The 19870-nt window shown below is 69.5% G+C and carries 23 protein-coding genes; 15 read left to right on the top strand and 8 right to left on the bottom strand.

Annotated elements, in window-relative coordinates; translation table 11 throughout:
* Positions 1-156: 156 nt before the first annotated feature.
* On the top strand, positions 157-624 hold the full coding sequence (locus NJE57_RS14190) for an Lrp/AsnC family transcriptional regulator (protein WP_319029147.1): 468 nt from the start codon (positions 157-159) through the stop codon (positions 622-624).
* Between the two features lie 3 nt (positions 625-627).
* Here the strand turns inward: NJE57_RS14190 and NJE57_RS14185 are convergent, their stop codons facing one another.
* The gene (locus NJE57_RS14185) at positions 628-2094 is read right to left on the bottom strand and encodes an amidase (RefSeq protein ID WP_319029146.1); all 1467 of its coding nucleotides are present in this window, start codon (positions 2092-2094) and stop codon (positions 628-630) included.
* Positions 2095-2233: 139 nt separating this feature from the next.
* On the opposite strand from NJE57_RS14185, the gene NJE57_RS14180 reads away from it, so the two are divergent.
* On the top strand, positions 2234-2911 hold the full coding sequence (locus NJE57_RS14180) for a hypothetical protein (RefSeq protein WP_319029145.1): 678 nt from the start codon (positions 2234-2236) through the stop codon (positions 2909-2911).
* A 73-nt stretch (positions 2912-2984) separates the two neighbouring features.
* Here the strand turns inward: NJE57_RS14180 and NJE57_RS14175 are convergent, their stop codons facing one another.
* The gene (locus NJE57_RS14175; protein ID WP_319029144.1) at positions 2985-3275 is read right to left on the bottom strand and encodes a DUF1540 domain-containing protein; all 291 of its coding nucleotides are present in this window, start codon (positions 3273-3275) and stop codon (positions 2985-2987) included.
* Positions 3276-3531: 256 nt separating this feature from the next.
* Complete coding sequence (locus tag NJE57_RS14170) at positions 3532-4302, bottom strand: metalloregulator ArsR/SmtB family transcription factor (RefSeq protein WP_319029142.1); 771 nt, start codon at positions 4300-4302, stop codon at positions 3532-3534.
* Positions 4303-4441: 139 nt separating this feature from the next.
* On the opposite strand from NJE57_RS14170, the gene NJE57_RS14165 reads away from it, so the two are divergent.
* The 9 genes from NJE57_RS14165 to NJE57_RS14125 all read left to right on the top strand — a co-directional run bounded on the left by NJE57_RS14165 (position 4442) and on the right by NJE57_RS14125 (position 14593).
* The gene (locus NJE57_RS14165; RefSeq protein WP_319029140.1) at positions 4442-6031 is read left to right on the top strand and encodes a carboxyl transferase domain-containing protein; all 1590 of its coding nucleotides are present in this window, start codon (positions 4442-4444) and stop codon (positions 6029-6031) included.
* Positions 6032-6039: 8 nt separating this feature from the next.
* A complete protein-coding gene (locus NJE57_RS14160; protein WP_319029139.1) occupies positions 6040-8127 on the top strand; it encodes an acetyl/propionyl/methylcrotonyl-CoA carboxylase subunit alpha in 2088 nt (695 codons plus the stop codon).
* On the top strand, positions 8120-9277 hold the full coding sequence (locus NJE57_RS14155; protein WP_319029138.1) for an acyl-CoA dehydrogenase family protein: 1158 nt from the start codon (positions 8120-8122) through the stop codon (positions 9275-9277). Before NJE57_RS14160 ends, NJE57_RS14155 begins: the two co-directional genes overlap by 8 nt.
* A gap of 2 nt (positions 9278-9279) precedes the next feature.
* Positions 9280-9789, top strand: a complete 510-nt coding sequence (locus tag NJE57_RS14150) for a MaoC family dehydratase (RefSeq protein ID WP_319029136.1) — start codon at positions 9280-9282, stop codon at positions 9787-9789.
* The gene (locus NJE57_RS14145) at positions 9786-10652 is read left to right on the top strand and encodes a CoA ester lyase (protein WP_319029135.1); all 867 of its coding nucleotides are present in this window, start codon (positions 9786-9788) and stop codon (positions 10650-10652) included. The genes NJE57_RS14150 and NJE57_RS14145 overlap by 4 nt, the downstream gene beginning before the upstream one ends.
* Before the next feature lie 53 nt (positions 10653-10705).
* Positions 10706-12355 (top strand): AMP-binding protein, encoded by a 1650-nt coding sequence (locus NJE57_RS14140; RefSeq protein WP_319029134.1) that lies wholly within the window; start codon positions 10706-10708, stop codon positions 12353-12355.
* A gap of 32 nt (positions 12356-12387) precedes the next feature.
* Positions 12388-13164: a CoA transferase subunit A gene (locus tag NJE57_RS14135; protein ID WP_319029133.1), complete on the top strand. Its 777-nt coding sequence runs from the start codon at positions 12388-12390 to the stop codon at positions 13162-13164.
* The gene (locus NJE57_RS14130) at positions 13164-13844 is read left to right on the top strand and encodes a 3-oxoacid CoA-transferase subunit B (RefSeq protein WP_319029131.1); all 681 of its coding nucleotides are present in this window, start codon (positions 13164-13166) and stop codon (positions 13842-13844) included. Before NJE57_RS14135 ends, NJE57_RS14130 begins: the two co-directional genes overlap by 1 nt.
* A 107-nt stretch (positions 13845-13951) precedes the next feature.
* Complete coding sequence (locus NJE57_RS14125) at positions 13952-14593, top strand: type II CAAX endopeptidase family protein (RefSeq protein WP_319029130.1); 642 nt, start codon at positions 13952-13954, stop codon at positions 14591-14593.
* A gap of 1 nt (position 14594) precedes the next feature.
* On the opposite strand, the gene NJE57_RS14120 is transcribed toward NJE57_RS14125, so the two are convergent.
* The 5 genes from NJE57_RS14120 to rpmB form a co-directional block, all read right to left on the bottom strand.
* Positions 14595-15536 carry an AEC family transporter gene (locus NJE57_RS14120; protein WP_319029128.1) on the bottom strand — a complete coding sequence of 314 codons (942 nt, stop codon included), beginning with the start codon at positions 15534-15536 and terminating at the stop codon, positions 14595-14597.
* 177 nt (positions 15537-15713) lie between these two features.
* Positions 15714-15971 carry a 30S ribosomal protein S18 gene (rpsR, locus tag NJE57_RS14115; RefSeq protein WP_007632792.1) on the bottom strand — a complete coding sequence of 86 codons (258 nt, stop codon included), beginning with the start codon at positions 15969-15971 and terminating at the stop codon, positions 15714-15716.
* A 10-nt stretch (positions 15972-15981) separates the two neighbouring features.
* A complete protein-coding gene (rpsN, locus tag NJE57_RS14110) occupies positions 15982-16287 on the bottom strand; it encodes a 30S ribosomal protein S14 (RefSeq protein WP_319029127.1) in 306 nt (101 codons plus the stop codon).
* Between the two features lie 3 nt (positions 16288-16290).
* Entirely contained in the window at positions 16291-16455 is a 165-nt protein-coding gene (gene rpmG / locus NJE57_RS14105) for a 50S ribosomal protein L33 (protein WP_017836290.1), read from the bottom strand.
* A gap of 1 nt (position 16456) precedes the next feature.
* Positions 16457-16693 (bottom strand): 50S ribosomal protein L28, encoded by a 237-nt coding sequence (gene rpmB / locus NJE57_RS14100; protein ID WP_010542299.1) that lies wholly within the window; start codon positions 16691-16693, stop codon positions 16457-16459.
* Positions 16694-17054: 361 nt separating this feature from the next.
* On the opposite strand from rpmB, the gene NJE57_RS14095 reads away from it, so the two are divergent.
* The 4 genes from NJE57_RS14095 (at position 17055) to NJE57_RS14080 (ending at position 19815) form a co-directional block, all read left to right on the top strand.
* Complete coding sequence (locus NJE57_RS14095; RefSeq protein ID WP_095718598.1) at positions 17055-17315, top strand: type B 50S ribosomal protein L31; 261 nt, start codon at positions 17055-17057, stop codon at positions 17313-17315.
* A 65-nt stretch (positions 17316-17380) separates the two neighbouring features.
* Positions 17381-17551 carry a 50S ribosomal protein L32 gene (gene rpmF, locus NJE57_RS14090; protein WP_319029126.1) on the top strand — a complete coding sequence of 57 codons (171 nt, stop codon included), beginning with the start codon at positions 17381-17383 and terminating at the stop codon, positions 17549-17551.
* Between the two features lie 189 nt (positions 17552-17740).
* A complete protein-coding gene (locus NJE57_RS14085) occupies positions 17741-18424 on the top strand; it encodes a response regulator transcription factor (protein ID WP_319029124.1) in 684 nt (227 codons plus the stop codon).
* Positions 18424-19815, top strand: coding sequence for a HAMP domain-containing sensor histidine kinase (locus NJE57_RS14080; RefSeq protein WP_319029122.1), 1392 nt, complete (start codon positions 18424-18426; stop codon positions 19813-19815). Before NJE57_RS14085 ends, NJE57_RS14080 begins: the two co-directional genes overlap by 1 nt.
* Positions 19816-19870 lie beyond the last annotated feature (55 nt).

Genomic DNA, 19870 nt, shown 5'->3' with positions numbered 1-19870 from the left:
CTGAGTCGAAGTCGTGAACTGATATGCCCAGGCTAGGCGCGATGGTGATGCGCGTCACGTGGTCAGTGTTTCCCTGGGCACTCTGTACAGAAGGTCGGGCGACAACCTGCAACGAGTGAGCATACTGTCCACCTAGCCGTCATATATCGTGTGCACATGGACGCGGCTCCCCACATAGATGACACCGACCGTCGGCTCCTGAAGATCGTCCTGGCGGCCCCCCGGGTCGGGGTGCGCGAGTTCTCCCGACGTCTCGGGGTGGCCCGCGGAACCGCTCAGGCCCGGCTCGACAAACTCGAGGCGCGGGGTGTGCTCGGGTCGTGGGCGCCGACGCTCGATCCGGCGGCGCTCGGCTACCCGCTCTCCGCGTTGGTCCACATCCAGATGGCGCAGGCCGAGCTGGAGGAGACGTGTGCCGGCCTGGCGGAGGTGCGCGAGATCCTCGAGGTGATGAGCGTGGCGGGGGAGTTCGACATCGTCTGCCGGGTGGTGGCCCGCGATCACGCGCATCTCGAGGAGGTGTTCAGCGCGATAATCTCCACGCGAGGCGTCCTGCGGACCCGGACCGAGGTGATCCTGCGTCAGCGGGTCGGTCCCCGTCTCGCGCAACTGCTCGACGGGTGAGGGTCACTCCCAGATGCGCGCGAACGGGTGGGCCGCCTCGTACTCGGTTGCCAGCTCGAGGAGGAGGCGGTCCTGGCCGATACGGGCGGACAGGTGCACGCCGATCGGCATGCCGTCCGGGGCCGTGCCGGTGGGGAGTGAGACGGCGGGGGAGCCGGCGATGTTCTGCAGTGGGGTGAAGGTGACCCAGTCGGAGACCCGCCGCAGGTGGGTCTCGTAGGGCAGGTCCGCGTCCAGGTATCCGACCTCCGGGGTCTCGTGACCGACCACGGGGTTGAGGTAGACGTCGACGTCGCCGAAGCTCGCGTCGAACCGACGCCTGGTCCGGTGCAGGCGGTACAGGTGCACGGGCAGTGCGGCCAGTCTCCGTCTGGCCATCCCCGCCAGGCCGATGGTGAACGGGTCGAGGAGGTCGGCGTCGAACCCTGGGCCGAACATGCCCCGGCCGCCGGTGGCGGTACCCAGGGCGAGCAGCCCCCAGTAGGCGATGAAGTCCTCGCGGAACGACGCCGGGACCGGCGCGGGGGTCGGCACGACCTCGTGGCCCAGCGCGGCCAGTCGCTCGGCGGCCTCGCGGACCACGGCCAGGGTGGCGGGGTCGGTCGGACCGCCCGCCGGGCTGTGCTCGACCAGGCCGATCCGCAGCCGCCGGCCGGGGGCCGGGGCCACCGGTCCTATCGGCGGGACGCCGGTGGGGCGGTGTCCGGCTTCGAAAGCGGTGAGGAACGCGACGGTGTCCCGGACCGACCTGGTGACGACGGACTGGGAGATGATCGGGATCGGCATACCGGCCGAGAACTTCTCGTCGGGGTGCCTGCCGCGACTCGGTTTGAACCCCACCAACCCGGTGACCGCGGCGGGGATGCGGATCGACCCGCCGCCGTCGTTGGCGTGGGCGATCGGCAGCGCTCCGGCGGCCACCAGTGCTGCGGAACCCCCCGATGACCCGCCACTGGTGCGACCGGTGTCCCACGGGTTCCGGGTCACCAGGCCACCCTGCCGCTCGGTGGCGGCCGTCCAGCCGAACGGTGGCATCGCGGTGGTCCCCACCGGGTTGAGGCCGGTCGCGCGGAAGAGCGGCGCGTAGGGGCCGTCCCGGAGCGCGGGGTCCGTGGGGACCGCGGACGAACCGAGTGTCATGGGCAGGCCCTCGACCCGGACCGCGTCCTTGAACGCCGACGGCACGCCGGAGAGCGGGGCCGACAGTTGTGAGGTCCCGACCCAGGCCGCCCGGCGGCGGGCGCGGTCGAAATCGGTGTGCACCAGAGCCCCGAGCACGGGGTCGACCGCAGCGCAGCGCTCGATCGCCGCCTCCACGAGCTCAGTCGGGGAGACCTCCCGGCCGCGAATGCGGGCCGCCAGCGCGGTGGCGTCGTCGTAGCCGAGTGCGTCGTCCCGGAAGGCGTCCAGGCGGCGTCGCGCGGTGGCGGACGTCGTGTCGGCGGGGGAGTCGGTTGTGGTGTCGGTCACGCCCCCACTGTAGGGGCGCCCCCTTGACAATCGCTGACCCTCTCGTGCATTTTAGGGGTACCTAACTTAGGCGAGGGTCACCTTATCCTCGTCGTCGAGCCGGCAAGACGTCGAGCAGGCAACCCGTGGAGGGCCAACCATGACAGTGCACCCGATCGTGTCGGATCCGGTCGTCACGGGCGCTCGACGTCTGCTCGACGGGGCGGGTATCGCCACCATCGCCGTCCGCGGGACCAAGGACCGTTCGGATGTCATGGTCTCCGCCCAGCACCGCTGGATCGGTGGCGGGGCCGTCGTCGTCACCGGGGCCCCGGCGCCCTGGTCGGGCCTGATCGTGGAACCCGGCTCCTCCGTGGAGGTCGTCGTGATGATCGACGAGTTCGCTCCGATCGTCGAGGCCAAGGTCCACGTGGCCAGCCTCTACGGCTTCGGCGTGGCGCGGGCGGCCCGCCAGGGCGAGGGGTGGGTCGTGGAGATCGAGATCGAACTCGGTGAGCTCCAGGTTCGTCGGCTCGGTCACGAGGGAACCGTCCTGGCCCGCGAGCTGGACTCGGTGCCCTCGGACCCGCTGGCGAGCGCGGCGCCCGGTCTCGCGGACGAGATCCGGGCGCGTTTCGGCGAGGAACTGGCGATCCTGGCCGGGTCGCAGGACCCGGCGCAGCCGCCGTTCGTGCTGGGCGTCGACCCGGACGGTCTCCATCTGCTGACCGCCCTGGGGGTCGACGCCGACGTCATGCACGTGCCGTTCAGCACGCGCGCGGAGTGCGCGGGCGATGTGGTCCGCGAGATGGGCCACTACGTGGCACGCGCGAGCTGACCGGTCCCACCCACGGTGCCCGGCCGCGGTGCCCGGCCCGCTGCCGGGCCGACTCCCTACTCCGTGGGGTGGATCAGTCCGTGGAGTAGGTCAGGCAATCGGCCGTGTCGGCGCCCGCACCGATCGTGACGGACTCCGCCGAGCAGAGCAGGTCCTTGTTGTGCGTGCACTCCACACGCTGGCACGCGCCCACGTGTGCGCTCGCGGTGGGCAGCCCGCCGCGGACGTCCAGGGAGATGAAGGTGCCGCACTCGGCGTGGTCCGGGGATCCGGCGACAGTGATGGCCGGGGCGGTGCAGGCGTCGTCGGCGTTGAACGAGCACGTGGTGGCGGTGCAGGTGCTGATTCCGGTGAGAGTGGCCATGGTGGTTGCTCCTCGTATCGGGGGTGGTGACTCCGGGGGTGATGATTCCGGGGGTGTCGACTCCGATCCGGTCGTGTCGGACCGTTCGGGTGGCACCGAGTCAACCCCTGATCACCTCGACTTGCAAGCAAGGCCAGGCTCTGCTATGAGAGGTAAGCCTTAGCGACTGAACTGCAGTTTCGCCCGGAATTCACCTGCGTGCCCCGTGACCACGCTGTCGTCGTGAGTCGTCGCCGGCGGGCACATTCGGGTGGGCTCAGGGGGTCGGGACCTCCCAGGGGGGCCGGGCGAGGACGGAACCGGTCTCGAGGAGGGACTTGAGATTGGCCAGGACCGCTGGCCAACCATGCGAGATCCCCGCGTGCATCTCGCTGTCCGGCAGCTTCTCGTGGGTCACCGTGAGCCTGACGATCTCGTGATAGGGCTCCACCTCGAACGTCACGACGGACGGTTCGCGCCGCGCCGCCTGTCCGGGGGAGTCCTCGAAGGTGATCACCAGTCGGGTCGGGGGGACGGCTTCGAGGACGGTGCCCGTCACGTCGGCCGCGCCGCTGCCGTCGGTTCGGCGGTGCTCCCACGTTGAGCCTGGCTGCCAGTCCGAGACGTTGGCGTGGCCCCAGTAGGCGGCGGTGAGGTCGGCGTCGGTCAGCGCCTCCCACACCCGCTCGGGCGTCGATTCGATGTAGGTCACGTACACGTAGTCGGGGATCATGACGGCTCCTTCTGCTGTGGATCGGATGGCGGCGAGGGCGCGCAGTCTCGGGGCGTCGAACTCCGAGATCCACCGGCGCTCGATGTCGTGGATCGGTGTGGGGTCGAGATAGTGCAGTCGCTCACGACCTCGGCGGACCACGGTCACGAGGTGAGCGCGGACGAGGATGTCGAGGTGTTTGGTGGCGGATTGCCTGGTCATGTCAAGCCGGTCGCACAGCTGGCCCAGGGACTGTCCGTTCTGCTCGCGGAGTCGGTCGAGAAGTCGCCGACGGGTCGGGTCGGCCAGGGCTCGGAAGATCGGGTCGACGTCCACCCGCCCATTATGCACCCATTTGGTTGCATAAATCTAGACCTGCGAGTGAGGATTCAGGTCGCGCACTCTGGACTTCTGTGAGGCAGGGCACTATGGTCAAACTCAGTTAATCCGACTTAACTGAAAGGGAGCGGCACTGATGACTTCCGCGACCACCGATCACCCGACCACCAACCGCCAGGCGCACGAGGAACTCCTCACCGACCTCCGCGACCGCCTCGAGCGGGCCGCGCTGGGCGGCGGGGAGAAGGCCCGCGCCCGTCACCTCGAGCGGGGCAAGCTGCTCGCCCGCCAGCGCGTGGACGTTCTCCTGGACCCCGGTAGCCCGTTCCTCGAGCTCTCCCCGCTGGCCGCTGAGGAGATGTACGGGGGTAAGGCGCCGGGCGCCGGCGTCGTCGCCGGGATCGGCCGCGTGTCCGGGCGCGAGTGCCTGGTGATCGCCAACGACGCGACGGTCTCCGGCGGCACCTACTACCCGATGACGGTCAAGAAGCACCTCCGTGGCCAGGAGGTGGCGCTGGCCAACAACCTGCCGTGCATCTACCTGGTGGACTCGGGCGGAGCGATGCTGCTCCAGCAGGACGACGTCTTCCCGGACCGGGACCACTTCGGCCGCATCTTCTACAACCAGGCCACCATGTCGGCCCAGGGGATCCCGCAGATCGCCGCCGTCATGGGGTCCTGCACCGCCGGCGGTGCCTACGTCCCGGCGATGAGCGACGAGGCCATCATCGTCCGTAACCAGGGCACGATCTTCCTCGCCGGTCCGCCGCTGGTGAAGGCGGCCACCGGGGAAGAGGTCACCGCCGAGGATCTCGGTGGTGGCGATCTGCACGCCAAGACCTCGGGCGTGGTGGACCACCTGGCCGACGACGACTACGACGCCCTGATGAAGGTCCGCGAGATCATCGCGACCTGTCCGCCGGCGCCCGAGCCGGACTGGGAGGTGCTCGAGTCCCGTGAGCCCGTACGCCCGCAGACCGACCTCTATGACCTGGTGCCGGTCGATTCCCGGACCCCGTACGACGTCCGCGACATCATCGGCACCGTCGTCGACGGCGGCGAGTACACCGAGTTCAAGAAGGACTACGGCACGTCGATGGTCACCGCGTTCGCGCACATCCACGGTCATCCTGTGGGGATCATCGGCAACAACGGCGTCATCTTCTCCGAGTCCGCGCTCAAGGGCGCGCACTTCATCGAGTTGTGTGACCGCCGCAAGATCCCGTTGATCTTCCTCCAGAACATCACCGGCTTCATGGTCGGCCGCCAGTACGAGGCGGGCGGCATCGCCAAGAACGGTGCCAAGATGGTCGCCGCCGTGGCGTGCGCGCGCGTCCCCAAGTTCACGGTGGTCGTGGGCGGTTCTTTCGGCGCCGGCAACTACTCGATGTGTGGCCGTGCGTACTCGCCGCGCTTCCTGTGGATGTGGCCCAACGCCCGGATCGCCGTGATGGGCGGGCCGCAGGCGGCGGACACCCTCGCGTCGGTCCGTGCCGCGCAGGTGACCAAGGCGGGCGGTGAGTGGACCGACGAGCAGCAGGCGGAGTTCACCGCGCCCATCCGTGAGCAGTTCGAGGAGCAGTCCACCGCGTACTACTCCACGGCCCGCCTCTGGGACGACGGGATCATCGACCCCGCCGACACCCGCACCGTCCTCGGCCTGGCCCTCGCGGCCGCGGCCAACGCCCCCCTCGAGCCGGTCAACAACGGCGTCTTCAGGATGTGAGAAGCCCCATGTCAGAGGAATTGTCCCAGAAACTCCACACCGTGTTGGTGGCCAACCGCGGCGAGATCGCGTGCCGCGTGATCCGCTCGCTGCGGGCGGCGGGAATCCGCTCGGTCGCCGTGTACTCGGATGCCGACGCCGACGCGCTGCACGTGCGCATGGCCGACGCCGCCGTTCGTCTGGGCCCGGCCCCGGCCACGCAGTCCTACCTCGACTTCGAGAAGGTGATCGACGCGTGCCGCCAGACGGGCGCGCAGGCCGTCCACCCGGGCTACGGTTTCCTGTCCGAGAACTCGCGGTTCGCGCGGGCGCTCGAGGAGGAGGGCCTGATCTTCGTGGGGCCTCCGGCCACCGCGATCGAGACCATGGGCGACAAGATCACGGCCAAGGCCGCGGTGTCGGCCCGGGACGTTCCCACCGTGCCCGGGATCTCCCGGCCCGGACTGACCGACGACGACCTGGTCGCCGGCGCCGAGGAGGTCGGGTACCCGGTTCTCGTCAAGCCGTCCGCGGGCGGCGGCGGCAAGGGCATGCGCCGCGTGGAGCGAGCGGAGGACCTGCGCGCCGCGCTCGACTCCTCCCGCCGCGAGTCGGCAGGTGCCTTCGGCGACGACACGCTGTTCCTCGAGCGGTTCGTCGACACCCCGCGCCACATCGAGGTGCAGGTCCTCGCCGACACCCACGGCAACGTCATCCACCTGGGCGAGCGTGAGTGCTCCCTGCAGCGCCGCCACCAGAAGGTCATCGAGGAGGCGCCCAGCGCGCTGCTCGACGAGGTCACCCGTCAGCGAATCGGCACCGCCGCGTGCGACGCCGCCCGCTCGGTGGGTTACGTGGGCGCCGGCACCGTCGAGTTCATCGTCTCGGCCAAAGCTCCGGACGAGTTCTTCTTCATGGAGATGAACACCCGACTGCAGGTCGAGCACCCGGTCACCGAGATGGTCACCGGCGTGGACCTGGTGGACTGGCAGGTACGCATCGCCGCGGGCGAAGAGTTGACGCTGCGCCAGGAGGACATCACCCTCACCGGTCACGCGATCGAGGCGCGCGTCTACGCGGAGGACCCGGCCAAGGGCTTCCTGCCGACCGGCGGCACCGTCCTCGGACTCGAAGAGCCCACGGGCAGCGGGATCCGCGTGGACTCCGGCCTGCGCGTCGGCACGGTCGTCGGCAGCGACTACGACCCCATGCTGGGCAAGGTCATCGCGCACGGCGCCGACCGCGGCGAGGCGCTGGCCCGTCTCGACGCCGCGCTGGCCAGTACCCACGTCCTGGGCCTGCGGACCAACATCGACTTCTGTCGCTTCCTGCTCTCGCAGCCGGAGGTCGTGGCCGGTGATCTCGACACGGGTCTGCTCGACCGCACGGTCGACAACTACACCGCCACCCCGGCGCCCGAGGGTGCACTGGTCGCCGTGGCCATGCACCGCACCGAGGAGCGCTGGGCCCGCGTGCCGGCCAACCGGCGGGGTCCGTGGGACGTGCCCAACGGCTGGCGGGTCGGTGGGCGCGCCGAGGTGTGGACCCGGTTGGACTCAGGTCCGGGTTCGGATGCCGTCACCGTCGGACTCAAGGGGACCCCCGACGACGCCGAGGTCACCATCACCGACGCGACCATCGGCTCCACGGCCGAACCCGAGGTCTCCTCCCGGCACCGGGCCAGGGTCGCCCGCGACGGCGGGTCGCTCCGACTGACCGTCGACGGCACCCAGCAGCGCTGGACCGTCGTCCGTTCCCGTGACCACAGGGCTGCGGACACCTTCTGGGTGGCCGGCGACGGCGGGACCTGGGACCTGCGGATGCTCCCGCTGATCGACTCCCGGATCCACGACGCCGGCATGTCGGACGGTCAGATCCTCAGCCCCATGCCCGGCTCGGTCATCGCCTGCTTCGTCGACGACGGCGACGAGGTGACCGCAGGGCAGAACGTCCTGGCCGTCGAGGCCATGAAGATGGAACACGCGCTCACCGCGCCGGTCGACGGTGTGGTCCGGCTGCACGTCTCCACCGGCGAGCAGGTGCCCGCCGATCACCTGCTCGCGACGGTCGAGCCCCACCCCTCCACCGAGGATCCCCAAGGAGAAACCGATGCCTGAGTTGGAAGAGCACTACCAGGACCTCAAGGTCACCGTCGCGGAGTTCGCCGACAAGGTGGTCGCCCCCGCCTCGGCGGAGCACGACCGCAACCACACGTTCCCGTACGAGATCGTGGCCAAGATGGGCGAGATGGGCCTGTTCGGTCTGCCCTTCCCCGAGGAGTACGGCGGCATGGGCGGCGACTACTTCGCCCTCTCCCTGGCGCTCGAGGAGCTGGGCCGCGTCGACCAGTCGACCGCCATGACGCTCGAGGCCGGAGTGGGCCTCGGCGCGATGCCGATCTACCACTTCGGCACCGACGAGCAGAAGAACACGTGGCTGCCCGATCTCGCGACGGGCACGAAGCTCGCGGGCTTCGGCCTCACCGAGCCCGGTGCGGGATCGGACGCAGGGGCCACCAAGACCACCGCGAAGCGTGACGGCGACGAGTGGGTGGTCAACGGCAACAAGCAGTTCATCACCAACTCGGGAACCGACATCACCTCGCTGGTCAACGTCACGGCGGTGACCGGGGAGCGGCGGGCCGCGGACGGATCGGTGAAGAAGGCCATCTCGACCATCATCGTCCCGTCGGGCACGCCCGGCTTCACGGTCGAACCGGCCTACGACAAGGTCGGCTGGAACTCCTCCGACACGCACCCGCTGACCTTCGCCGACGTGCGGGTCCCGGCGGACAACATCCTCGGTGAGGAGGGGCGCGGTTACGCGAACTTCCTGTCGATCCTCGACGAGGGCCGCATCGCGATCGCCGCGGTGGCCACCGGTGCCGCCCAGGGTTGCGTCGACGAGTCGGTCAGGTACGCGCGTGAGCGCGAGTCCATGGGCCAGAAGATCGGTTCGTTCCAGGCGATCTCCTTCAAGATCGCCCGCATGGAGGCCCGCGCCCACACCGCGCGCTGTGCCTACTACGAGGCCGCGCGTCTCATGCTGGCGGGCAAGCCCTTCAAGAAGGAGGCCGCCATCGCCAAGATGGTCTCCTCGGAGGCGGCCATGGACAACGCCCGCGATGCCACCCAGATCCACGGCGGCTACGGCTTCATGAACGAGTACCTGGTCGCCCGGCACTACCGCGATTCCAAGATCCTCGAGATCGGCGAGGGCACCACCGAGGTCCAGCTCATGCTGATCGCGCGCGGGCTGGGGCTGTAGAGATGTCCGAGACCCGCAAAGAGGTTCTCCAGCGTGGTCTGTGGTTCGAGGAGTACGAGGTCGGCACCGCCTATCTCCACCGCCCGGGCCGCACGATGACCGAGACGGACAACGTCCTGTTCACCACACTGACCATGAACACCCAGGCCCTGCACCTGGACGCCGCGTGGTCGGCCGAGCAGCCGGGCTTCGGCGGGGAGCGGCTCATGAACTCCATGCACACGCTCTCGACCCTCGTCGGACTGTCGGTCGCCCAGCTCACGCAGGGCACCATCGTGGCCAACCTGGGCTTCTCCGAGGTCAGCTTCCCCAAGCCGATGCTGCACGGGGACACCCTCTACGCCGAGACCGTGTGCACCGAGAAGCGGGAATCGAAGTCGCGTCCGGGCGAGGGCATCGTGACCCTCGAGCACATCGGACGCAATCAACACGGCGACATCGTGGCCAAGGCCGTCCGCAAGACCCTGGTCCGCAAGCGCCCCACCGAGTCCACGGGCCAGGGATCGGCATGACCCCGGCGCCCGTGTGGACCCCGCCCGGTCCGGCACTGTTGTTCTGCCCGGCCGACCGACCGGAGCGGTACGGCAAGGCCGCCGAGCGTGCGGACGTGGTGATCGTGGACCTCGAGGACGCGGTCGCGCCCGAGTCCCGCCCGGCTGCCCGCGAGGCTCTGCGGGCGTCGGCTCTCGATCCGGAGCACACGATCGTGCGCGTCAACCCGGTGGGCTCCGACGACCACGATGCCGACCTCGCGGCCCTCGCCGACACCGACTACCGGTGCGTCATGCTCGCCAAGACCGAGTCCGCCGCACAGGTCGCCGACGTTCACTCGGCGACCGGCGCCGCGGTGCTGGCCCTGGTCGAGACCCCGCTCGGCGTGATCCGCGCTGCGGAGATCGCCGCCGCCCCCGGATGCTCCGGGATGATGTGGGGGGCCGAGGACCTGCTGGCGGCGATGGGCGGCTCCACCAGCCGCTTCTCGGACGTCGAGGCGGGAGGCCCCCGGGTCGCGGGGGAGTACCGAGACGTCCCCCGGCACGCCCGTGCGCAGGTCGCGCTCGCCGCGGCGGCGTTCGGGCGCTGGGCGGTGGACTCGGTCCACCTCGACATCGCCGACGAGGCGGGTCAGCGCGCCGAGGCGCTCGACGCCGTCGCGCTCGGGTTCGTGGGCACGGCCTGTATCCATCCGTCCCAGGTGGCGGTGGTCCGGCAGTCCTACGCGCCCGACGACGACGAGGTGGCCTGGGCCCGGAAGGTCCTCGCTGCCGCCGAGAGCAACCAGGGCGTCTTCCAGCTGGACGGCCGCATGGTCGACGGCCCCGTCTTCCGCCAGGCCGAGGCGACGATGCGTCGCGCCGCGGCCGTCACCACCTGATACTGCAACCCCCACTTCGTGGGCCGTCCGCCACACCTTCAAGGAGCACCGAGATGACCACCACCGATCTCGATTCCACCCCCCTCGACCCCGCACTGTCCCATACGCGCGGTGAGACCGACGTCCCGCTGCTCACGCAGACGATCGCCGACAACCTGGCCACCACGGTCGAACGGTTCGGCGACCGCGATGCCCTGGTCGACGTCCAGGCCGGGCGCCGTTGGACCTACACCGATTTCCACGCGGACGTCCGACGGCTGGCCTCGGGGCTGCTTCGGCTCGGGATCCGGACCGGCGACCGCGTCGGCATCTGGTCTCCCAACCGCTGGGAGTGGGTGATGATCCAGTACGCCACCGCCGAGATCGGCGCGGTGCTGGTCAACATCAACCCCTCCTACCGCGTCCACGAGTTGGAGTACGTGCTCAAGCAGGCCGGCATCAAGGCCGTCGTCGCGGCGCCCCAGTTCAAGGACTCCGACTACACCGGCATGCTCTCGCAGGTCCAGCCGAGCTGCCCGGACCTCGAGGTGGTCGTGCTCTTCGGCGACGAGGAGTGGGAGTCGATGATGTCGGGGCCCACCGACGCCGAGGAACTGAACGGGATCCGCGCCGGACTCGGCGCCGGCGACCCCATCAACATCCAGTACACCTCGGGCACGACGGGATTCCCCAAGGGCGCCACCCTCTCGCACATCAACATCCTCAACAACGGGTTCTTCGTGGGCGAGACGATCAACTACTCGGAACTGGACAGGGTCTGCATTCCGGTGCCCTTCTACCACTGCTTCGGCATGGTGATGGGCAACCTCGCGTGCACCACCCACGGGTCGTGCATGGTGATCCCCGCGCCGGCGTTCGACCCGGCCGCCTCGCTGCGGGCGGTCGAGCAGGAGGAGTGCACGAGCCTGTACGGCGTGCCGACCATGTTCATCGCCGAACTCGCACTGGAGGACTTCGACTCCTACGACCTGTCGTCCCTCCGTACCGGGATCATGGCGGGTTCGCCGTGCCCGGAGGCGACCATGCGTCAGGTGATCGACCAGATGAACATGGAGGAGGTGTCGATCTGTTACGGCATGACCGAGACCTCCCCGGTGTCCACCCAGACCCGTGCCGACGACTCGCTGGATCGCCGCGTCGCCACCGTCGGGCGGGTCGGCCAGCACCTGGAGATCAAGATCGTCGATCCCGAGTCGGGGCAGACCCTGCCGCGCGGGGAGGCGGGGGAGTTCTGCACCAAGGGCTACAGCGTGATGGTCGGGTACTGGAACGAGCCGGAGAAGACCGCCGAGGCGCTCGACGCCGACGGGTGGATGCACACCGGTGACATCGGGGAGATGGACGCCGACGGGTACGTCACGATCACCGGCCGCATCAAGGACATGGTGATCCGCGGCGGCGAGAACATCTATCCGCGCGAGGTGGAGGAGTTCCTCTACACCCATCCCGACATCCTCGACGCCCAGGTGATCGGGGTCCCGGATCCGAAGTACGGTGAGGAGCTCATGGCGTGGGTCCGCCTCAAGCCGGGGCGCGACGACCTGACGGCAGACGAGGTGCGCGACTTCGCCACCGGCAAGCTGGCCCGTCACAAGATCCCGAAGTATGTCCACGTGGTGGACGAGTTCCCGATGACCGTCACCGGCAAGGTCCGCAAGGTCGACATGCGAAAGACGGCCATCGAGATCCTCGGCATCGCCTGACGACCTCCCCAGATCTGACAAGGAGTATGTGTATGTCCAGCAAGATCATGACCGCGGTGGAGGCCGTCGCGGACATCCCGGACGGGGCGTCGATCGCCGCCGGCGGGTTCGGACTGTGCGGGATCCCGCAGGTCGTCATCGAGGCACTCGCGGCCCGCGACGTCGGGGACTTCGAGGTGTTCTCCAACAACGCCGGTGTCGACGGCAAGGGCCTCGGCATGCTCCTGGAGTCCGGCAAGCTCCGGCGCATCGTCTCCTCCTACGTGGGCGAGAACAAGGAGTTCGCGCGCCAGTACCTGTCCGGTGAGCTCGAGGTGGAGCTGACGCCGCAGGGCACGCTCGCCGAGCGGATGCGCGCCGGTGGCTCCGGGATCGGGGCGTTCTACACGCGCACGGGCGTGGGTACCTACGTGGCCGACGGCGGGATGCCGTGGAAGTACGACTCCGACGGCGGCGTCGCGCTGGCCTCGCCGCCCAAGGAGACCCGAGAGATCCGCGGCGAGACCTACGTGCTCGAGCAGGCCATCGAGGCCGACTTCTCGCTCGTGCGGGCCGCGGTCGCGGACCGCAGCGGTAACCTGCGGTTCAACCTCACCGCCCGCAACTTCTCGCCGTTGGCCGCGATGGCCGGCCGGGTGTGCATCGTCGAGGCGGAGAAGATCGTCGAGGTCGGCGAGCTGGCCCCCGACGACATCCATCTGCCCGGCATCTACGTGCACCGCCTGGTGCAGCTCACCCCGGAGCAGGTGGAGCAGACCAAGTGGATCGAGAAGACCACGACCAACCCGCCCTCGGAAGGACAGCGCTGATGAGCACCGCCGCACCTGACGCCACGCCCGCCCGGCTCGGCCGCGACCGCAAGGCCATGGCCGCCCGCGCGGCCCTCGAACTCTCCGACGGCCAGTACGTCAATCTCGGGATCGGTCTGCCGACCCTGGTGCCGAACTACGTCCCCGAGGGCGTCAACGTCACCCTGCAGTCCGAGAACGGATTGCTGGGTATCGGCCCGTACCCGCACCCGGACGATGTCGACCCGGACCTGATCAACGCAGGCAAGGAGACGGTGACCACGCTCCCCGGGTCCTCGATCTTCGACTCGGCCACCAGCTTCGGGATGATCCGCTCGGGAAAGATCGACGTGGCCATCCTCGGAGCCATGGAGGTCAACCCGGCCGGCGACATCGCCAACTGGATGGTCCCCGGCGCCATGGTCAAGGGCATGGGCGGCGCGATGGACCTCGTGGTGGGTGCCCGCCGCATCGTCGTGGTGATGGACCAGGTGGCCAAGGACGGCTCGTCCAAGATCGTCCCCGAGATCTCGCTGCCGCTCACCGGACTGGGCTGCGTGGACAGGATCATCACCGAGTTGGGGGTGTTCGATCGCGACTCCGACGGGCTCACCCTGATCGAGGTGGTCGACGGGGTGACCCTCGAGCAGGTGGCCTCCGCCACGGGAGCCCCGTACCGGGTGGCCGAGGGACTGCAGTAGACGGGACCGGGGTCATCACGTCACCGGCCGGCGGCGCCGTCGGACTCTGGACCACACCGGTCCGGGGTCGGGCGGCGCTCTCGGCTCTCGCCTGGGTCGCCCTGTACGTGGCGGGTCTCGTCGTCGTCGTCCTCCTGGGACTCCTCGCGGCACGGGCGGCTGGCACCGGACGCCCCGACACCGCGCTCCTCGCCCTGGTGGTGCTCGGCGGCACGGCGGTCGCGGCCCTGGTCGCCGTGCGGGTCCATCTGCTCCGACGACGCGGGCTGGAGTGGGCAGACGTGGGGCTGCGACGACCGGACCGGTCCCCGTGGCACCTGTTGTGGCAGATTCCCGCGGTGATGGTCGCGGGGGCCGTGGTCTCCATGGTCGTGCTCGTGCCCCTGGGAACCGGCCCGGAGGGCTCCGACGACGCGCTCGACGACCTCGCCACCGGCGGGCCGGCGTTCGTGCTCCTCGGGCTGCTCGCCGTCGCGGTGCTCGTGCCCGTGGCCGAGGAGGTGGTCTTCCGGGGGATCGTCCTGCCCGCGCTGCGCGCGAGGATGACGGCCGTGCCGGGGATCGCCCTGGCGGGTTCCGTCTTCGCCGTCGTGCACCTCATCCCGCCCGCCCTGCCCTATCTGCTGGTGGTGGGTGTCTCGCTGTGCGCGATGGCGCAGTGGTACCGGTCGATCGTCCCCGGGATCGTGCTCCACGGGGTCAACAACGCGGTGGTGTTCGGCGCAGTCGTCGCGACGGGGGCGGCCTGAGTCAGGCCAGCAGGGCTGACACAAGCAGAAGGACCGGGAGGGCACCGAGCGTGGTGAGAACCGCCGAGTCGCGCGCGAGCAGCACCCCGTGGCCGTAGCGGGTGGCCACCACGAGGACGTTCTGGGCGGTGGGCAGGGCCGCGGCCACCACCACGGTGAGCAGCTCGTGGCCTCGCATCCCCATGAGCCCGGCGCCGACGGCGTAGGCGAGCAGCGGGTGCGCGACGAGTTTCAGCCCGCTGGCGAGGGCGATCTCCCTGCGCGGGGACGCTCCCGCCTCGAGCACCTTGACCCCGTAGAGGGACATGCCGAACACCAGCAGCGCACCGGGAACCGAGATCTGACCGACCAGATGGACGGGTTCCAGGAGGCGCTCGGGAGGCGACCACGGCAGGGCGGCCACCACCACGCCGGCGAGCGCCGCCACGACGAGGGGGGTCCGGGCGGCCTGGAGCGCCGAGGCGATCGCGCCACCGCTTCCTGCGGTCGCGCCCTCGGCACGGGCGGCGCGCTCGAGGACGGCGATGGCGATCGGCTGCAGGACGGCCACCTGGAAGAGCAGGAGGGGCATGACGAAGCCGAAGTCCCCCAGGACGTAGACGGCGATGGGGATGCCGAGGTTCGCGGAGTTGACGTAGCTGGCGGCCAGGGCGCCGACCGCGAGGTCGGCAGCCCGCCGGCGGAACCACACTCTCGCGATGAGTACGTAGACCACCGCCATGACGACCGCCGTGACGGCGGAGACCACGAAGACGCCGGTGAAGACCTGGTCGAGCGTGGTGCGTGCCAGGGCGTCGAAGAGCAGTGCCGGGGTGGCGACGAAGAACACGAGCCGGTTGAGCACCAGGTGCGCGTCGGTGCCGAGAACGCGGCTACGGGCGAGCAGCCAGCCCAGTGCGACCACCGCGACGATCACGGCGAAGCCGTTGAGGACGCCGGCCACTGGCGGACTCCTGTGGTTGGGGGAGGGGGTTTACGGGAGGGGGAGCGGTAACGCCGATCGGGGCCGTGCGCTCCTGCGAGCAGGAGGCACGACCCCGATCGGGTTGCTGTTGTCCGGTCGGCGGCTAGGTGCCGCAGGCGGGACGTGCGGTGCGGTTCACCCGCGCCGAGCAGTAGCTCAGCGGCTGGTGAACGGCAGCAACGCCATCTCTCGAGCGTTCTTGACCGCGACGGCGACCTGACGCTGCTGCTGCGGCGTCAGGCCGGTCACGCGACGTGAACGGATCTTGCCACGATCGGAGATGAACGTGCGGAGGGTGTTGACGTCCTTGTAGTCGACCGTCTCGATACCCGCGACCTTCAACGGGTTCTTCTTCGGCCGACGGCCCTCCTGGGCACGGATCTTCTTGGACGGGGTACTACGCGCTTTAGCCATGATTACCTACTCACCAACTCGACTTCGTGACACCGGGCAGCTCGCCACGGTGGGCCATCTCGCGCATCCGGACGCGGGAGAGACCGAACTTGCGGAGGTAGCCGCGCGGGCGGCCGTCGGCGACGTCGCGGTTACGCACCCGCACGGGCGAGGCGTCACGCGGCATCTTGTTGAGCGCGGTCTGGGCGTCCATGCGCGCCTCGTCCGTGCTCTCGGGGTTCTTGATGGTCGCCTTGAGCTCGGCGCGCCGCTCGGCGAACCTGGCCACCTTGGCCTTGCGCTGCTCGTTACGCGCGATCTTTGACTTCTTGGCCACGGGTCAGCGCTCCTCTCGGAATTCGACGTGCTTGCGGACGACCGGGTCGAACTTCTTGAGGACGATGCGGTCCGGGTTGTTACGGCGGTTCTTACGGGTCACGTAGGTGAACCCGGTCCCGGCCGTGGACTTGAGCTTGATGATGGGTCGAACGTCGTTACGTGCCATCTCAGATCTTCTCCCCACGGGCGCGGATGCGGGCCACGACGGCCTCGATGCCATCGCGGTCGATGGTCTTGATGCCCTTGGTGGAGACCGTCAGCGTGACGCGACGACCCTCGGAGGGCACGAAGTAACTACGGCGCTGGATGTTCGGGTTCCAGCGACGGTTGGTCCTGCGGTGTGAGTGCGAGACGGACTTGCCGAAACCCGGCTTCCGTCCCGTTACCTGGCAATGCGCCGACATGGCGTGGTTCTCCTTCCGCCTCCGGAGTGCGATGGCGCGTGATGGTCACGAGCATCCGGACGGCCTCGGCCGAGCGGGTGCGGATCACCACGTCGCGGACACCGTGAGAGGCGATAGCAAACGTGCAGACAACAGCGATGGTCTAGTTTACGGCCCGGCCGCGGGAAACGGTAATCAGCACGTCAGCGCCGGTGCGGCACGCATACCGGCCGCACGAGTTGGGTACCCGGTCATCCTACGGGTACGATCTACCGATGCGTGTGCTGATACCGGCAATCCCCGGTTCGGCCACTGGCAACTGCCCGTTCCGGCTGGAGCGGGCGCCAGACCCAAGACTTCTACCGAGCTAGAGGGATCCAGTATGAAGAACGACATCCACCCCGACTACCACCCGGTGGTCTTCCAGGACTCGGGCACGGGCACCAAGTTCCTCACCCGCTCCACCGCGAAGAGTGAGCGCACCGTCGAGTGGGAGGACGGGAACTCCTACCCGCTCATCGTCGTGGACGTGACCAGCGAGTCGCACCCGTTCTGGACCGGCGCGCAGCGCGTCATGGACACGGCCGGCCGTGTCGAGAAGTTCCAGCGCCGTTACGGCAACCGCACCCGCCGCACCAAGTGAGCCGCGGACCGGCGGTCCACCGCCGGTCCACTCCCACACCCGAGACCGAAGAGGACGTAATAGTCATGGCAGTTCCGAAGCGTCGCCTCTCGCGCGCCAACACCCATTCCCGTCGCTCGCAGTGGAAGGCCGACAACCCGGCCCTGCAGGAGACGAAGATCGACGGTCGCCCCGTGGTGCTGCCGCGTCGACTGGTCAAGGCCGCCAAGCTCGGCCTCGTCGACCTCGACCGCTGAACCGAGCCGACTGAGCCCGGCGGCGCCGAACCGCCGCTCGCACACGCCCCGGTCACGAGCCCGGTGGGTCCCACGGACCCACCGGGCTCGTCGGCGTAGACCGGGTTCGGGTGCGTCGGCGACGTGCGCCGGCGGGCGGTCCCGGCGTTCCTCAGCCGTGGTTCAGCCGGGTGGGAGAGAATTCCTCCCATGAAGATCCTCGTTGTGGACGACGACCAGGCCGTGCGCGAATCACTGCGCCGCTCACTCACCTTCAACGGCTACACGGTGGAGCTCGCCGGTGACGGCGTGGAGGCCGTGGAACGCCTCGACGCGGACCGCCCGGACGCGGTCATCCTCGACGTGATGATGCCCCGCCGGGACGGCCTCGAGGTGTGCCGGATCCTGCGTAGCCGGGGAGATGACCTCCCTGTGCTCATGCTGACCGCCCGGGACGCGGTGTCGGAGCGGGTGGCGGGCCTGGACGCGGGTGCGGACGACTACCTGCCCAAGCCCTTCGCGTTGGAGGAGCTGCTGGCCCGGCTGCGAGCGTTGCTGCGGCGTCGGAGTCCGGAGTCCGAGGACGCCGACGAGGTGTTGGAGTTCGAGGACCTGCGGATGGACCTGGCGACGCGTGAGGTCCACCGGGGTGAGCGCCGGATCCAGTTGACCCGCACCGAGTTCTCCCTTCTCGAGTTGCTGATGCACCATCCCCGTCGTGTCCTCACCCGCAGCCACATCCTCGAGGAGGTGTGGGGGTACGACTTCCCGACCTCCGGGAACGCACTGGAGGTGTACATCGGGTACCTACGCCGTAAGACCGAGGGCGAGGGGGAGAGCCGGCTGATCCACACCGTCCGTGGCGTGGGATACGTGTTGCGCGAGACGCCGTAGTGCCGACCCGGACGGTGGGGTGGGGCTCCACACCGATCTCGCTGCGCCAGCGGGTCACGCTGCTGGCGGCGAGTTCGGTAGGCGTCGCGGTGGCCCTGATGGCCGTCGCGGCGTACTTCGTCGTGTCCGGGTCGATGTACAGCGAGGTCAACAACCGCCTCCAGCAGCAGGCCGATCAACTGGTCAACAGTCAGCTCGCATCCGAGTTCGCCCTCCAGTCCCGCAGCACGCTCATCGCCCTGCGGGCCTTCAATCCGAACCTGGACGCGCAGATCGTCGCCCCCTCCGGTGTCCGGACGGCCACCGGCGAGCCGTTCCAGATCGGCGGGCCCGAGGTCGCGGTGGTGCGGGGTGAGGCCGAGTCGAGTCTGCGGACGTCCGGCGGCAAGCAGATCTACGCGGTGGGGGTCCGCGACGGGTCCACGCTCATCCTCGCCCAGGACCTGAGCCCCACCAGAGCGGCCCTGAACCGCCTGGCGATCGTCCTCACCCTGGTGGGGGCCGCAGGTATCGCGCTGGCGGCGGTGGCCGGGACGGCGGTGGGGCGGACCGGCCTCGCCCCGGTCGCCCGGTTGACGAGGGCCGTGGAGCGCATCGCCCGGACCGACGATCTCCGCCCGATTCCCGTGACCGGAGACGACGAGATCGCCAGACTCACCGCCAGGTTCAACCAGATGCTAGTCGCGCTGGGGGAGAGCAGGGAACGTCAGTCGAGGCTCGTGGCCGACGCCGGGCACGAGCTCAAGACGCCCCTGACCAGCCTGCGGACCAACGTCGAGTTGCTCATCGCCGCGAGCAGACCCGGGGCACCGTCGATCCCGGCGGCCGACAGGGGAGCGCTCGAGGTCGACGTGATGGGTCAGATCTCCGAGCTCAGCCAGTTGGTCGGGGACCTGGTCGAGTTGGCGCGGGAGGACTCGGGGGAGGTCGACCCCGAACCGGTCGCGGTGTCCGAGGCGGTGGACCGCGCACTGGAGCGCGTGCGACGGCGGCGCCACGACATCCACTTCGACGTCGATCTGGTGCCCTGGTACTCGTTCGGGGACTCCGCGGGGATGGAGAGGGCCGTACTGAACATCTGCGACAACGCCGCCAAGTGGAGTCCCACCGGGGGCACGGTGACCGTCCGTATGAACCCGGTGTCGGAGTCGGTGGTGGAGTTGACCGTCGCCGACCAGGGCCCGGGTATCCCGGAGGAGGACAGGCAGTTGGTCTTCGAGCGCTTCCACCGGTCGCGGGAGGCGCGAGCCATGCCGGGTTCGGGGCTCGGGCTGGCGATCGTCAGACAGGTGGTGACCCGGCACGGTGGGACCGTGGAGATCCACGACGCCCGGGGCGGCGGCACCGAGGTGCGGATGACGATCCCGGGTAGCGAGCTCCCCCCGAACTGACCCGGACGAGCCCGCCCGTTTCAGCGGGCGCACAGCGCGGAGAGGAACCATGATG

The sequence above is a fragment of the Dietzia sp. PP-33 genome (genome assembly GCF_033790845.1).
GTDB lineage: Bacteria > Actinomycetota > Actinomycetes > Mycobacteriales > Mycobacteriaceae > Dietzia.
The sequence above is the reverse complement of the archived record's forward strand: the minus strand, read 5'-3'. Positions and strand labels throughout refer to the sequence as shown.